The 12,534-nt window shown below is 59.7% G+C and carries 15 protein-coding genes; 6 read left to right on the top strand and 9 right to left on the bottom strand.

The window, feature by feature from the left end; all coding sequences use genetic code 11:
- Positions 1-4 precede the first annotated feature (4 nt).
- From ypfJ to dapA, 4 genes are all read right to left on the bottom strand, one after another.
- Positions 5-871 (bottom strand): KPN_02809 family neutral zinc metallopeptidase, encoded by an 867-nt coding sequence (gene ypfJ / locus ACJ8HA_RS17475; protein ID WP_043140420.1) that lies wholly within the window; start codon positions 869-871, stop codon positions 5-7.
- Positions 872-1,080: 209 nt separating this feature from the next.
- Positions 1,081-1,794, bottom strand: a complete 714-nt coding sequence (gene purC, locus ACJ8HA_RS17470) for a phosphoribosylaminoimidazolesuccinocarboxamide synthase (protein WP_043140423.1) — start codon at positions 1,792-1,794, stop codon at positions 1,081-1,083.
- Between the two features lie 170 nt (positions 1,795-1,964).
- Positions 1,965-3,017 carry an outer membrane protein assembly factor BamC gene (bamC, locus tag ACJ8HA_RS17465; protein ID WP_025303828.1) on the bottom strand — a complete coding sequence of 351 codons (1,053 nt, stop codon included), beginning with the start codon at positions 3,015-3,017 and terminating at the stop codon, positions 1,965-1,967.
- Between the two features lie 16 nt (positions 3,018-3,033).
- Complete coding sequence (gene dapA / locus ACJ8HA_RS17460) at positions 3,034-3,915, bottom strand: 4-hydroxy-tetrahydrodipicolinate synthase (RefSeq protein ID WP_033644005.1); 882 nt, start codon at positions 3,913-3,915, stop codon at positions 3,034-3,036.
- A 110-nt stretch (positions 3,916-4,025) separates the two neighbouring features.
- Between dapA and ACJ8HA_RS17455 the strand changes: the two genes are divergently transcribed.
- Positions 4,026-4,631, top strand: coding sequence for a glycine cleavage system transcriptional repressor (locus ACJ8HA_RS17455; protein WP_369783268.1), 606 nt, complete (start codon positions 4,026-4,028; stop codon positions 4,629-4,631).
- 2 nt (positions 4,632-4,633) lie between these two features.
- Entirely contained in the window at positions 4,634-5,098 is a 465-nt protein-coding gene (gene bcp / locus ACJ8HA_RS17450) for a thioredoxin-dependent thiol peroxidase (RefSeq protein ID WP_025303830.1), read from the top strand.
- Positions 5,099-5,142: 44 nt separating this feature from the next.
- Here the strand turns inward: bcp and ACJ8HA_RS17445 are convergent, their stop codons facing one another.
- A complete protein-coding gene (locus ACJ8HA_RS17445; protein WP_025303831.1) occupies positions 5,143-6,219 on the bottom strand; it encodes an AI-2E family transporter in 1,077 nt (358 codons plus the stop codon).
- 851 nt (positions 6,220-7,070) lie between these two features.
- On the opposite strand from ACJ8HA_RS17445, the gene ACJ8HA_RS17440 reads away from it, so the two are divergent.
- Complete coding sequence (locus tag ACJ8HA_RS17440) at positions 7,071-7,286, top strand: hypothetical protein (protein WP_025303832.1); 216 nt, start codon at positions 7,071-7,073, stop codon at positions 7,284-7,286.
- A gap of 6 nt (positions 7,287-7,292) precedes the next feature.
- Here ACJ8HA_RS17440 and ACJ8HA_RS17435 read toward each other — a convergent pair whose 3' ends face one another.
- Positions 7,293-7,985 (bottom strand): B3/B4 domain-containing protein, encoded by a 693-nt coding sequence (locus ACJ8HA_RS17435; RefSeq protein WP_025303833.1) that lies wholly within the window; start codon positions 7,983-7,985, stop codon positions 7,293-7,295.
- Positions 7,986-8,028: 43 nt separating this feature from the next.
- Here ACJ8HA_RS17435 and ACJ8HA_RS17430 point away from each other — a divergent pair, with 43 nt between their 5' ends.
- A complete protein-coding gene (locus tag ACJ8HA_RS17430) occupies positions 8,029-8,631 on the top strand; it encodes a helix-turn-helix domain-containing protein (RefSeq protein WP_043140438.1) in 603 nt (200 codons plus the stop codon).
- 43 nt (positions 8,632-8,674) lie between these two features.
- Positions 8,675-9,127, top strand: a complete 453-nt coding sequence (locus ACJ8HA_RS17425; protein ID WP_025303835.1) for a GNAT family N-acetyltransferase — start codon at positions 8,675-8,677, stop codon at positions 9,125-9,127.
- Between the two features lie 2 nt (positions 9,128-9,129).
- On the opposite strand, the gene ACJ8HA_RS17420 is transcribed toward ACJ8HA_RS17425, so the two are convergent.
- The gene (locus ACJ8HA_RS17420; protein WP_197813370.1) at positions 9,130-9,747 is read right to left on the bottom strand and encodes a LysE family transporter; all 618 of its coding nucleotides are present in this window, start codon (positions 9,745-9,747) and stop codon (positions 9,130-9,132) included.
- 193 nt (positions 9,748-9,940) lie between these two features.
- On the opposite strand from ACJ8HA_RS17420, the gene ACJ8HA_RS17415 reads away from it, so the two are divergent.
- The gene (locus ACJ8HA_RS17415) at positions 9,941-10,402 is read left to right on the top strand and encodes an Lrp/AsnC family transcriptional regulator (protein WP_019452433.1); all 462 of its coding nucleotides are present in this window, start codon (positions 9,941-9,943) and stop codon (positions 10,400-10,402) included.
- 36 nt (positions 10,403-10,438) lie between these two features.
- Here ACJ8HA_RS17415 and ACJ8HA_RS17410 read toward each other — a convergent pair whose 3' ends face one another.
- Positions 10,439-11,647, bottom strand: a complete 1,209-nt coding sequence (locus tag ACJ8HA_RS17410; protein WP_060448085.1) for an NAD(P)/FAD-dependent oxidoreductase — start codon at positions 11,645-11,647, stop codon at positions 10,439-10,441.
- A 160-nt stretch (positions 11,648-11,807) separates the two neighbouring features.
- Complete coding sequence (locus ACJ8HA_RS17405; RefSeq protein ID WP_025303838.1) at positions 11,808-12,347, bottom strand: RrF2 family transcriptional regulator; 540 nt, start codon at positions 12,345-12,347, stop codon at positions 11,808-11,810.
- Between the last annotated feature and the right edge of the window lie 187 nt (positions 12,348-12,534).

Here is a 12,534-nt window from a genome sequence, read left to right as displayed (position 1 = left end):
GGCGTTAACGGGATGCAAAGGTGTTGCAGGTATTGGGATCGCCGCTGTCGAAGCCCTGTTTAAACCAGGTATAGCGCTGCTGCGAGGTGCCGTGAGTGAAGCTGTCCGGCACAACGCGGCCCTGGCTCTGCTGCTGCAACCGATCGTCGCCAATCGCCTGTGCAGCGTTCAGCGCCGCCTGCAGGTCGCCCTCTTCCAGCATCTGCTGCTTCTCAGCGTATTTGCCCCACACGCCGGCAAAGCAGTCCGCCTGCAGCTCCATTTTCACCGACAGGCGGTTTACTTCCGCCTGGCTGGCGCCCTGCTGCATCTGGCGGACCTTCGGCTCGATGCCCAACAGGTTCTGCACGTGGTGGCCGACTTCGTGCGCCACCACATAGGCCTGAGCGAAATCACCGCCGGCGCCCAGCTTGGTTTTCATATCCTGGTAGAAAGACAAATCGATATACACCGTTCTGTCACCCGGGCAGTAGAACGGCCCCATAGCCGCCTGACCGGTGCCGCAGCTGGTGCGCGTCACCCCGCGATACATCACCAGCTTCGGCGGTTGATAGGTTTTGCCCATGCGCTGGAAAATCTCTTTCCAGTTATCCTCGGTTGAGGCCAGCACCACCGAGGTAAATTTGGCCAATTCATCGTCTTTCGGGCTGATGTTGGCGCTCTGCTGTTGACCCTGCGGTGCGACGTTACCGCCGTTCAATAGCGGCGACAGATCGATACCGTAATAGCCGGCCACCAACACCACCACCAGAATGACAATGCCGCCCTTGCCGCGCGGCACACGGAAGCCGCCGCCACCACCGCCCAAACCTGAAGATTGCCCGCGACGATCCTCAACATTGTCACTTTCCCGACGCCCTTGCCAACGCATAAATACACTCCAGATATTTCCCCTGCTCGTTGAAGTTGCACCGCGATCGTAAGCGCAAAGGCAGCTTCAAGCCTGAGTGGGATAGGTTTTAGTCATCTCGCATCCATCATTATAAATGGTCTGCCGCGGAGGAAATGTAGAAATTTTCTGGAAAAACGCAGAATAGCGGGACGATCCGGCCGGATCGCCCCGAATGGCGGTGCCAACGCTTAGTCGAGCTTCACGCCGATGCGGCGCGCCACTTCTTCGTAGGCTTCGATCAGGCCGCCCAGGCTTTGACGGAAACGGTCTTTGTCCATCTTGTCCAGGGTGTTTTTGTCCCACAGGCGGCTGCCGTCCGGCGAAAACTCATCACCCAGCACCACTTCGCCGTTGAACAGGCCGAACTCCAGCTTGAAGTCGACTAGGATCAGGCCGGCGTCATCGAACAGCTGGGTCAAGACCTCGTTGGCGCGGTAGCTCAGGTCGCGCATGCGCGCCAGATGTTCCTTGCTCACCCAGCCGAAGGTTTCGCAGTAGGATTCGTTCACCATCGGATCGTGCATGGCGTCGTTTTTCAGGAACAGATCGAACAGCGGCGGGTTCAGCACCAGACCTTCTTCGATGCCCAGACGCTTCACCAGCGAACCGGCGGCGCGGTTGCGGATCACGCATTCCACCGGCACCATGTCCAGCTTCTTCACCAGCACTTCGTTGTCGGACAGCAGACGCTCCATCTGGGTCGGGATGCCGGCTTCTTCCAGTTTGCTCATGATGAAATGGTTGAACTTGTTGTTCACCATGCCTTTGCGATCGAACTGCTCAATGCGCTGACCATCCAGTGCTGACGTATCGTTGCGGAACTCCAACACCAACAGATCGGGATTCTCGGTGGTGTAAACGGTTTTTGCCTTTCCGCGATACAGCTCAGCTAGCTTTTGCATCTTACTTACTCCAGTGATGTATCCCCGTTGTCTCCCGAGCGCGGCCCGAAATTAGGGGGTATAGAATTGACCTAATGAATTCTTTGGCGTGCCGGACACTATTGTGCCAAACCTGCGACGCAAACGATACCGTATAGACAAAACAAAAAGGGGCCGAGGCCCCTTTTTGATTAGTTAACGCTGGTTTTACTGAAGGCAGACTGGAATGCCGCCACCAGTGCATCGTTTTTCGACTGGGTGAGCGGTTTGCCTTTCGGATCGATGAATTGCAGGCTGGTGCGGTTGTTGAGATCGCCGACCTGCAACTTGTAATCCCCTTCCGCCAGTTCAGGATCCTTAACGCCCAACGCATCCCAATCGCTGCTGCTCAGGGACTTGTAGGTCACGGCGACGGTGCCCTGCGGACGGCTGCGGTCACCCACTTTCATCCCCAGTTTTTCGAGCGCCGGCGGCAGGCGATCCCACACAACGGTGTACGGGCCACGCACGACCAGCATCGGCAGGCCGGTGTCATCGGCGCCGCTCTGCACGTCCAGTGCGCCGAAGCGGCTGGCGGTCTGGCTGCTCGCCAGGTTGTCCTGCTTGTCCAGGCCTTCGATCAGGGTGTTGATCATCATGCCGTTGTAGCGCTGAATCTCTGATTGGTCGGTCACCTGCTCGCTCTTGCCCTGCTGCTGCAGGCCAACGCTTTTCACCACCAGCGCCTGCTGGTAGCCCTGCTGCTGCACGCTGATCTGATAACGGCCTTCGTACTGGTTGTCTTCGTCCAGACGGTTCCACTTCACCCAGTCGGTGGTCAGGGTCTGACCGGCGTCCTGGCGGGAAGCGATCGCGATGTTCTTCGCCTGCAGCAGGCTGACGACGCGCGACCACAGGTTCTGGTTCTGCGGGCTGTTTTCCAGCAGCAGCGTGCCGCTGTCGCCGGCGTATTGCGCGCGCGAACCGCTCAGCAGCGCCAACGGCTGCACCGGCGGACGAATGTCCAGTTGCTTGCCGACGTTGCCTTGCAGCTTCGTGGCAGGAACGTCATAGTTGCCGCTCTGCACCGGCAGGATCATGCCGGACGGCGCGTTCAGCGCCTTGAGCGGAGCCGCGTCGAGGTAGGCCTCGTCGCCGCTGACCTGGCGCTTATAGCGCTGATCGCTGCTGCAGGCTGCCAGCATCATCACCAAAGAGATGCCCACTACTTTTGCTACCGTCGACTTTTGCAATGAATAAGCCATCAAATTTCCCTTAGAGTTACAGCAAACCGACGCTTTTCAGCGCGCGCTCCACCACCGGGCGGGCGGTTTCACTCAACGGCGTCATCGGCAGACGCAGCGTATCGGTTGCCATCAATCCCAACGCCTTACAGGCCCACTTCACCGGAATTGGGTTTGCTTCTACAAATAGATCCTGATGCAACGGCATCAAGCGCTGATTTAAGCGGCGCGCTTCGGCAAACTTGCCCTGCGCCGCCAGCGCGCAAAGTTCCGCCATCTCGCGCGCGGCCACGTTGGCCGTCACGGAAATCACCCCTTTGCCGCCCAGTTGCATGAAGTCCAGCCCGCTGGCGTCGTCGCCGCTCAGCAAAATGAAATCTTCATCGTCAACCAGCACTTGGATCTGACTAACGCGACTTAAGTTCCCCGTCGCTTCTTTTACAGCAACAATATTCTTGATTTTCGCCAGCCGAGCGATGGTCGGCGGCAGCATGTCGCAACCGGTGCGCGAAGGCACGTTGTACAGGATCTGCGGCAGCTCGGTGCTCTCGGCGATCGCCTTGAAGTGCTGATACAGCCCTTCCTGCGTCGGCTTATTGTAGTACGGCGTCACCGTCAGACACCCCACCACGCCGGTGTTGGCGAAGCGGGTGGTGAGCGCGATGGCTTCGGCGGTAGCGTTGGCGCCAGTGCCGGCGATCACCGGGATGCGGCCGTCGGCCAGCTCCAGCGTCTGCAGCACCACGTCAACGTGCTCGTCATGGGCAAGCGTTGCGGACTCGCCGGTGGTCCCTACGGAAACGATCGCCGCGGTGCCACTGGCTACATGATAATCGATCAATTTTTTCAGGCTCGCGCGATCGACAGCACCTTTGTCGTCCATCGGCGTAACCAGTGCAACAATACTTCCCGTAAACATTGGCCGTCCCCTCCACAAACAAGTCACTCATGGTACTTTTGCTGCCTATCCAAAAGCAAGCGCACAACCGCGTTGTAAGCGCTTGGCAGGCGGTTTTTTTTATGTTTACCATGGTAACCCCATTAAGCACGACAGGAAGCGCTATTTTGCCTCAGTCAGACGAACACTATCTCGTGATTACCGCGCTCGGCGCCGACCGCCCCGGAATTGTCAATACCATCACCCGCCACGTCAGCAGTTGCGGATGCAATATCGAAGATAGCCGTCTGGCCATGCTGGGGGAGGAGTTCACGTTCATCATGCTGCTGTCCGGCAGCTGGAACGCCATCACCCTGATCGAATCCACCCTGCCGCAAAAAGGCGCGGAGCTGGATCTGCTGATCGTGATGAAGCGCACAAACTCGCACGAAAGGCCGCCGATGCCGGCCACGGTATGGGTGCAGGTGGAAGTCAAGGACTCGCCGCATATCATCGAACGCTTTACCGATTTGTTCGACTCCAGCCAGATGAATATCGCCGAGCTGGTCTCGCGCACGCAGCCGGCGGACGGCGACCTGCCACCGCAGCTGTATATCCAAATCACCGCCCACAGCTCCGGCGATCGGGATGCCTCAAATATTGAGCAAGCCTTCCATCGCCTATGTACAGAATTGAACGCGCAAGGCAGTATTAGCGTGGTGAACTATCCACAGCATGATGAGAAAGATGGAGAGTAGTGATGAGCCCATTGAAAGCCGGTGACACAGCGCCGAAATTTAGTTTGCCTGACCAGGACGGTGAGGAAATTAATTTGGCCGACTTCCAGGGACAGCGAGTATTGGTCTATTTCTATCCGAAGGCGATGACGCCGGGCTGCACCGTGCAAGCCTGCGGCCTGCGGGACAACATGGACGAATTGAAAAAGGTCGGCGTCGAAGTGCTGGGCATCAGCACCGACAAACCGGAAAAACTGTCGCGCTTCGCCGAAAAGGAGCTGCTCAACTTCACGCTGTTGTCTGATGAAGATCATCAGGTATCGCAACAGTTTGGCGTGTGGGGCGAGAAAACCTTCATGGGCAAGACCTACGACGGTATTCACCGCATCAGCTTCCTGATCGACGCCAACGGCAAGATTGAAAAAGTGTTTGATGATTTCAAAACCACCAATCACCACGACATCGTTCTGAGCTACCTGCAGCAGTAATTCTCACGAAGCGCAGCGGCCTGCTGCGCTTCGTTTCTTCCCTGTCAGCCGGCCTTGTCTTCCACCTCGACCCGCAGTTCATCGGGCCAGGCGTGAATCACCGCCTTCACCAGCGTCGCCAGCGGTATGGCGAAAAACACGCCCCAAAAGCCCCACATCCCGCCGAACACGATCACCGCCAGGATAATCACTAGCGGATGCAGGTTGACCGCTTCGGAGAACAAAATGGGCACCAACAGGTTGCCGTCCAACCCCTGTACCACCAGATAGGCGACGATCAGCGTCCAGAAATCGGCGCCGACGCCCCACTGGAACAGCGCCACCACCACCACCGGTATGGTGACCAGCACCGCGCCGATGTAGGGGATCAGCACCGAAAAGCCCACCAGCACCGCCAGCAGCAGCGAGTAGCGCATGTCCAGCACGGCGAACACCAGGTAGGTCGCCACACCGACAATCACCATCTCCAGCACCTTGCCGCGGATATAGTTGGTGATCTGCTGATTCATTTCGTTCCAGACCTGCCCCGCCAGGCCGCGATTGCGCGGCAGCACGCGGCGCACCGCGTTCAACAGTTGATCTTTGTCCTTCAGCAGGAAGAACATCATCATCGGCACCAGGATCAGGTAGATAGCCAACGTCAGCAGGCCGACCAGCGACGCCAGCGAGAATTTCACCACCGATTCGCCCATGCCGGACAGCCGACTGCGCAGGTTTTCCGCCATCATGTCGATGATGCCGGCATCCACCAGCGCTGGATAACGCTTCGGCAGCGTCGCGGCGAAGTTATAGAACTGGTTGAGCATGCCCGGCAGATCGCTCATCAGATTGATGCCCTGCTGCCAAGCGGTCGGCGCGACGACAAACACCAGCAGCATGGCAACGCCCGCGAACACCAACAGCATGATGCTCGCCGCCCAGGTGCGCGAACAGCCGATGCGCTGCAGGCGCGCGGTCGGCCACTCCAGCAGGTACGCCAGCACGATGGCGACCAGCAACGGGGTCAGAATGCCGTGCAGAAAATAGAGAATGAGGAACCCGGCGACCAGGATCACCAGCAGCGCGATAGCCTGCGGATCGGTGAAGCGGCGGCGGTACCACTGTAATAACATCTCCAGCATCAGAGCGGGCTCCTCGAGATTTGGCGGGCGGGCATGGCGATTCCTGTGATGGGCCTGATTAAAGCATAGATAGAACGGGCGCACGCGAGGTGTGCAAAGCACTCAGAGTACTCAAAGTTCACCATACATCAACAGCGATTTGGCTGATTTTATCGCGCGGGCAGGCGATCGGCGCAAAAATCCGCAGACGCGGCGACAGGTTCGGTGAGCGGCCCCGAACGGGGCCGCGGAAGATTACAGCGAGGTACCGATAGAAAGGGGCGAACCGACTGCCAATGCGAACAACAACACACAGCCAATCGCGATCGCCGCCGCCAGATCATTTTTCATAGTCCCGTCCCCTGATACTTAAACTGGTTATCGTCACGAACTCTGTCGGTTCTTGCGTTGCGGCCTTTTCTGATGCACGTCATTAAAAACCCCCGCCGCAGCGGGGGAGAAAACGTTCTGGTGCATCAAGTGTTACAAGGAGGTCATGAGGGATTGCTAACCCTAAATGACTATTTCAAGCTAGGATTATTCTCAGAGCATGGCAAGCGATCGCGTCGAGGTTATCCGCACTTTGAGATAAACCTCATAAAAAAATCCCGCACGGCAGCGGGATGAAGGGATGATAACGTCATGAATTTTTATGCGGACAATGAGGCGGTATTGTCGTCATTTGGCGACAATACCGCGCCGGCACGGTGGTCACAAGGGAAATTTGACCACGGTGAGGAAATCAGAATTTCGCCAATGCCCGCGGTCGTGCGCCAGTTAGCATCAACGAAAAAATGGGATTTTCGTCAGACAGCCGTCGGGAAAAAACCGGTAGCATGGCCGATATCATCCCAAACGCCGTAGGGGGAAAGATGAACAGCAAACCGTGTGAATTTGATGAAGCCATCTGTCTGGCGATCGGGCGTGGCGTTTGCGAAGTCGTGAAGATAGGGGATGAAATCAGCGTCTTCTCCCTGTTGGAAGCGATCGAGAGCTTCATCGAACGGCAAGCGCTCAGCGAAAGCGAAATCGCGGCGGCGGACGACGCGCTGGATTTGATCACCGGTTTGGTCCGCCGCCAGTGCTGACACCCGTTACGAGGCGCAGCCGATGAGCCGTTGCTCTACCGTGACGCCGGGCATCATTTGCCGTAAACCGGCAATCAATTCGTCGCCCGCCTCGTGCAGCGCCGCCAACGGCATCGCCGGCAGGCTCTCCAGGATGAACCACATCCGCTCGGCCTCGGCGCTCAACCGGGTTCTGACCCCCTGGCGCCAGTTCCAGCGGCGGCAGGTCACGCCGCGATCGTCGCACCAAACAACTTCGCCCACCTCCGGCGATTCATGGATCACCGCCCCCTCCTTGACGGTATCGAACAGTTCGCTGCCATCCGCGACGATCAGCCGCGGCTCGCCGACATAGGCCGCGATATTCTCGCCCCCCACCGGCACCGCATAACGGATGCTGACGGCGTTATAGAGATCGACGACCGGATCGATGCTGGGCATCGTGCCGTCGCGCAGCGCGCGCTTGCGCAGGGCGTCGGCGGAACAGGGCGTACGCTTGGGTTTGGCGCCAAACTGCATGAAAACCTCGCGCCAGGCCGTGAGATGCGCCTCTGCCCAGGGTGCGTCTTCCTCGCCGAGGGCGCGACAGGCTTGCGCCAACGCTAACGCCCCCACGTCCGGATGGGCTATGGGAGCCGCAACCGCGGTAATGCTCAACGCCCGGAAACCGGGTGCCAACGCAGCGACGGCCGGATCGATTGACGGATCGACTAAAATCATTAAATAATCCTATATTGACCATTTTATTGCATAATATTGACCGATGAACAAAAAAGTCAACAGACCGACCGAGTTTGGCGCCGACGTGCAAACCGTCAGCGAAGCGGTGTCACATCGCATCAAGCAACAGAGAAAAAGCCAAAAGCTATCGCTGGACGAACTGTCGCGCCGGGCGGGCGTCAGCAAGGGCATGCTGGTGGAGATCGAGAAAGGCGCCGCCAATCCCAGCATCGCCATCCTGTGCAAGCTCGCGGCGGCGCTGGGTCTCTCGGTGGCGGACATCGTCAACGTCACCCGCGCGCCCGCCGCCTACCTGATTGAAAGCCAAGATATTCCCACGCTGTGGCATGGCGATAGCGGCGGTTCGGCCCGTTTGCTGGCGGGCACCCAAGGCCCGAACATGATAGAACTGTGGCGGTGGGAAATGGCGCCCGGGGAATCCTATGCATCGGGCGGCCACCCGACGGGCACGTTTGAGCTGCTGCACGTTGAGCAAGGCGTCTTAAGCCTTGCCGTCGAACAAACCAAGCTCAGAATTGCGCCGGGCTGTTCGGCGGTCGCCAGAACGGACGGCCCGCACCGGTACGCCAACGAGGGCGAAGACACGCTGATTTTCACCATGACGGTCGCCGAACTGCACGCCTGAACGGCGGCCCTGACCTGAACGCTTTCACAGGAGAAGAATCATCATGACAACCCCTGCCCCACTTGTCTGGCAGCGTGCGGACTATCTCGTCAGCACCGATCCCGCCCTGCTTGATCTCGATGCCATCCACGCTTTTCTGACCCGTTCGTCATGGGCGGAGGGAATCGATAAAGAAACCGTCCGCCAGTCCCTCACCCACAGCCTGTGCTTCGGTTTGTATCACGAGGCCAGGCAGATCGGTTTCGCCCGGCTGGTCACCGATTACGCCACTTTCGGCTATCTGTGCGACGTGTACGTGTTGGAGACGCATCAAAAAAGCGGGCTGGGCCTGTGGCTGGCGGAATGCTGCCAGGCCCATCCGCTGATGGCGAAGCTGAGGCGAATCATGCTGGTCACCAGCACCGCCCCCTGGCTCTATGAGAAAGTGGGCTATTCGGCCATCAACCACCCCGACTTTGTCTGGCAGATCGCCCGGCCGGACATCTATCGACGGTAATGCTATTTCAGGGCCTGCTCGGCCAGCAGCCCGAGCGCGATGACGATCATCGCCGCGCCGGAGATGCGCCCCACTATCTTCGCAGCCTGCGGGCGCGTGCGCAGTACCGACTGCGAACCGAATCCCACCAGCAGATACACCAGGCCGCAGCTGATCAAATGCACGACGCCCAACGCCAGCATCTGCATCGGCACCGACCATTCGGCTCGGGCGTCGGTAAACTGCGGCAGCAGCGCCAGAAACAGCAGAAACACCTTGGGGTTCAAGCCGCTGACGCACACGCCCTTGCCGGCCCAGCGCAGCCAGGAATCGGAAAGCTGATCTTCACCGGCGCCGGGCACTGGCGGGTGCAGCAGCATGTTGAAACCGATCCACAACAGATAAGCCGCCCCCAACAGGGTGAGCGCCGTCAGCGCCAGCGGGTTGCCGACCAGCAGCGCGCCGACGCCCGCCACCACAATCGCAATCATCAGCAGATGGCCGAACAGCAAGCCGGCGACGGCGGGCACCACCACCCGGCCGCGAATGCCCGCCGAGATCACATAGGCCCAATCCATACCCGGCGTGATCACCAACAAAATCGACACCGCCCAAAAAGCGGCGAACAGAGCGAGCGTCATGCCGGCGCCCTCTCAGACGCGCCACGCCACACCAAACAGAGAACCATTGCCTTTCCTCGTGGAAGAAGAACGGCCTCCGCCTGCCGCGGTGGCCGTCAAAACCGTTCAACAGATGGCAAGAATATCCTCAAGGCGTTAAAATGTGCTTTCAATTACTTGCCTGAAATCGGCATAAGCAGGGAAATTTTTCCAAATGGATAAGATTGATCGCAAGATTCTTGCTGAACTGCAGGTCGATGGCCGTTTGTCGGTAACCGAGCTGGCCGAGCGGATCGGTTTGAGCGTGTCTCCCTGCCACCGCCGGGTGCGGGCATTAGAGGAGTCCGGGGTGATCAGGGGTTACCGCGCCCAGCTCGACCCCGGCAGCCTCGGCTATAACTTTTCCGCCCTGGTGTTCGTCACCATGCGCGAAGGCGATCGCCGCGCCGTTGAAACCTTCGAAAACGCCATGGTGGACATTCCGCAGGTGGTGCAGGCACAGCGGCTGTTTGGCGATCCCGACTATCTGCTGCACGTGATCGCCCGCGATCTGCCCGCCTTCCAGCAGCTTTACGACGAGAAACTCTCCGCTCTGCCGGGCGTGCAGCGCCTGAGCTCCACGCTGGTGATGAAAACCGTGGTGCCGGAGCGCTCGTTCCTGCCGCTGGGCAAATGACGACGGGAGCGTTACCGCTCCCGTTTTCTCTTTTCTTTAAGGCACAATCACGAAATCCGGATTGGCGACGGCAAACAGCGCCTCGCGATCCGCCGCCGGTGGGTAAATCCACTGCGTGTTGATCTCCTGCTTAATCTTTTTGCCTTCCTCACGGGTAAAGCGCACCTGGCGCTCCCAGCCTTCGGTATACAGCGCGCCCCAGGGGCCCAGATCCAGACAGGTCACATACTTCGGCTGGCTGTAAGGGTGCGCCGGCAAGCCCGTCAGCTCCGCCGCCGCATTGTGGCCGGCCACGCGGCCAAGGCTCAGCGCATGCTGGCAGGTCATCAGGTTGTGGTTACCGAGATCGTCTGTCGCCGCCTTCACCGTATCGCCGGTCACGAAAATGCCCGCCGCCGCCGGCGCGCGCAGGAAGGCGTCGCCGATCACCCGGCCGCTGCCGTCGTGCTCGCCGGGGATCTGCTCGGTCAGCGGATGCGCTCGCACGCCCGCCGCCAGGATCACCGTGTTGGCGGCGATGCGCTCACCGTTCGACAGCATCACCCCCTCGGCGTCGATGGCCGAGACGCGCAGGCCGGCCCGCGCTTCCACGCCGCACTCCGCCAACGCCTGGCGTATCACCGCCCCCGGCTCCGCCCCCATCCCGGCGCCCACTTCCGGGGCGGTATCGACGATCACCACGCGCACGTTCTCGTCTTTGCCCAGCGCATCGCGTAGCCGCTGCGGCATCTCCGCCGCGCTCTCCAGCCCGGTCAGCCCCGCGCCCACCACCACGGCGGTGTTGCGCGCCGGCGTCGAGGGTTTGGCCGCCAGCGCGTTGATATGGGCGCCCAAACGCTGTGCGCTTTCCAGCGTATCGACGTTGAAGCCGTATTCGGCAAAGCCCGGCACCGCAGGCACGGACAGCCGGCTGCCGGTGGCCCACACCAAACGATCGTAGGCCAACTCAAGGGGTTCCCCCGTCGCCTGCGCCACCGTGAGCGTTTTAGCAGCGGCATCGATACGCTCTACCATCCCGGCCAGGTGGCGCACACCGACGACGGCGAGCTGCGCGGAAATGTCCGGGTTCATGTTTTCCAGCACGGCTTCATACAGGCGTGGCCGGATGGTAACGGTTGGCGTCGGTGAAACCATGAGCACCTCGATATCGTCATGCTTACCGGCAAGGGTAATGGCGCGCATGGCGGACACGGCGGCCCAAAAACCGGCAAAACCGGAACCGGCAATCACTATTTTCTGCGTCATGGGATGACTCCTTCATACAGGGTTAACCGGGCGACAAGGCTGCCCGCAGTTTTTTCGGATGAACGATGCCGTCCCGCTCCCGTAACAGGGTGCAGAAGGCCCGCCCGCCCCTTCCGAAGAGGCGGGAAAAAGTGTGTTTCGTTTTAAGGAAAGGCGGTGGTTAGGTCTTGGCGCGCGCCGTTTTGCCGCTGCGCGCGGTGCGTTCCGTCATGCGCTCGTCGAGCCAGAGGTTGACCTCGCCGAAGAAGCCTTGCGGCGCTTTGCGGCCAAAACGGGCGGCGACGGCGCCGAGAGTCTGCGCCGCCAGCGCATCGCGCATCGCCTTCTCCGCCTGCAGCATCACCGCATGGATAGCGCATTTGCCGGAGACCGCCCAATCCGGCGGGGAGTCATCGAACACCGCGCAGCGCCCGCGCACCTCCTGGCAATCGAACAGCGGCTTGTGCCCCTCGATAGCGTCGATGATCGCCAGAAAGCTGATCTCGTCCGCCGGGCGGGCCAGCCGGTAGCCGCCGCGCACCCCTTCGCTGGCGGCGACGATCCCCGCCTTTTCCAGCTTGGGGAAAATCTTGGCCAGAAAGCTGGGTGAGATCCCTTGCAGCTCGGCGAGTTCGCGGCTGCTGAGCGCCCGCTGGTTATCGCCGACCAGCCACAGCAGGCAGTGGATGCCATATTCAACGCTGGTTGTGATGTACGCCATATGTCCGTTTTCAACCGTCAATGAATCTTCAATAACGCAGACTATATGAGTCTGCGTTTATCTTGTCAATAAAACGCGGATCAATTTTGTCCGCGTTTTATTGACAATGCAGGCCACCGGCGACGCAGAAAACGCCCTTCGAAATGAAAAATAAAACTTTTTTGCCCGATTCGCGCCCGGCTAACGT

The sequence above is a fragment of the Serratia sp. CY33802 genome (genome assembly GCF_052169095.1).
Classification (GTDB): domain Bacteria; phylum Pseudomonadota; class Gammaproteobacteria; order Enterobacterales; family Enterobacteriaceae; genus Serratia; species Serratia bockelmannii.
This window is presented reverse-complemented; position numbering and strand designations above follow the sequence as displayed.

Excerpts from the sequence above, each read along its gene's own strand:
- ypfJ (WP_043140420.1), bottom strand. The coding sequence starts at position 871 with ATGCGTTGGCAAGGGCGTCGGGAAAGTGACAATGTTGAGGATCGTCGC.
- purC (WP_043140423.1), bottom strand. The coding sequence starts at position 1,794 with ATGCAAAAGCTAGCTGAGCTGTATCGCGGAAAGGCAAAAACCGTTTAC.
- bamC (WP_025303828.1), bottom strand. The coding sequence starts at position 3,017 with ATGGCTTATTCATTGCAAAAGTCGACGGTAGCAAAAGTAGTGGGCATC.
- dapA (WP_033644005.1), bottom strand. The coding sequence starts at position 3,915 with ATGTTTACGGGAAGTATTGTTGCACTGGTTACGCCGATGGACGACAAA.
- ACJ8HA_RS17455 (WP_369783268.1), top strand. The coding sequence starts at position 4,026 with ATGGTAACCCCATTAAGCACGACAGGAAGCGCTATTTTGCCTCAGTCA.
- bcp (WP_025303830.1), top strand. The coding sequence starts at position 4,634 with ATGAGCCCATTGAAAGCCGGTGACACAGCGCCGAAATTTAGTTTGCCT.
- ACJ8HA_RS17445 (WP_025303831.1), bottom strand. The coding sequence starts at position 6,219 with ATGCTGGAGATGTTATTACAGTGGTACCGCCGCCGCTTCACCGATCCG.
- ACJ8HA_RS17440 (WP_025303832.1), top strand. The coding sequence starts at position 7,071 with ATGAACAGCAAACCGTGTGAATTTGATGAAGCCATCTGTCTGGCGATC.
- ACJ8HA_RS17435 (WP_025303833.1), bottom strand. The coding sequence starts at position 7,985 with ATGATTTTAGTCGATCCGTCAATCGATCCGGCCGTCGCTGCGTTGGCA.
- ACJ8HA_RS17430 (WP_043140438.1), top strand. The coding sequence starts at position 8,029 with ATGAACAAAAAAGTCAACAGACCGACCGAGTTTGGCGCCGACGTGCAA.
- ACJ8HA_RS17425 (WP_025303835.1), top strand. The coding sequence starts at position 8,675 with ATGACAACCCCTGCCCCACTTGTCTGGCAGCGTGCGGACTATCTCGTC.
- ACJ8HA_RS17420 (WP_197813370.1), bottom strand. The coding sequence starts at position 9,747 with ATGACGCTCGCTCTGTTCGCCGCTTTTTGGGCGGTGTCGATTTTGTTG.
- ACJ8HA_RS17415 (WP_019452433.1), top strand. The coding sequence starts at position 9,941 with ATGGATAAGATTGATCGCAAGATTCTTGCTGAACTGCAGGTCGATGGC.
- ACJ8HA_RS17410 (WP_060448085.1), bottom strand. The coding sequence starts at position 11,647 with ATGACGCAGAAAATAGTGATTGCCGGTTCCGGTTTTGCCGGTTTTTGG.
- ACJ8HA_RS17405 (WP_025303838.1), bottom strand. The coding sequence starts at position 12,347 with ATGGCGTACATCACAACCAGCGTTGAATATGGCATCCACTGCCTGCTG.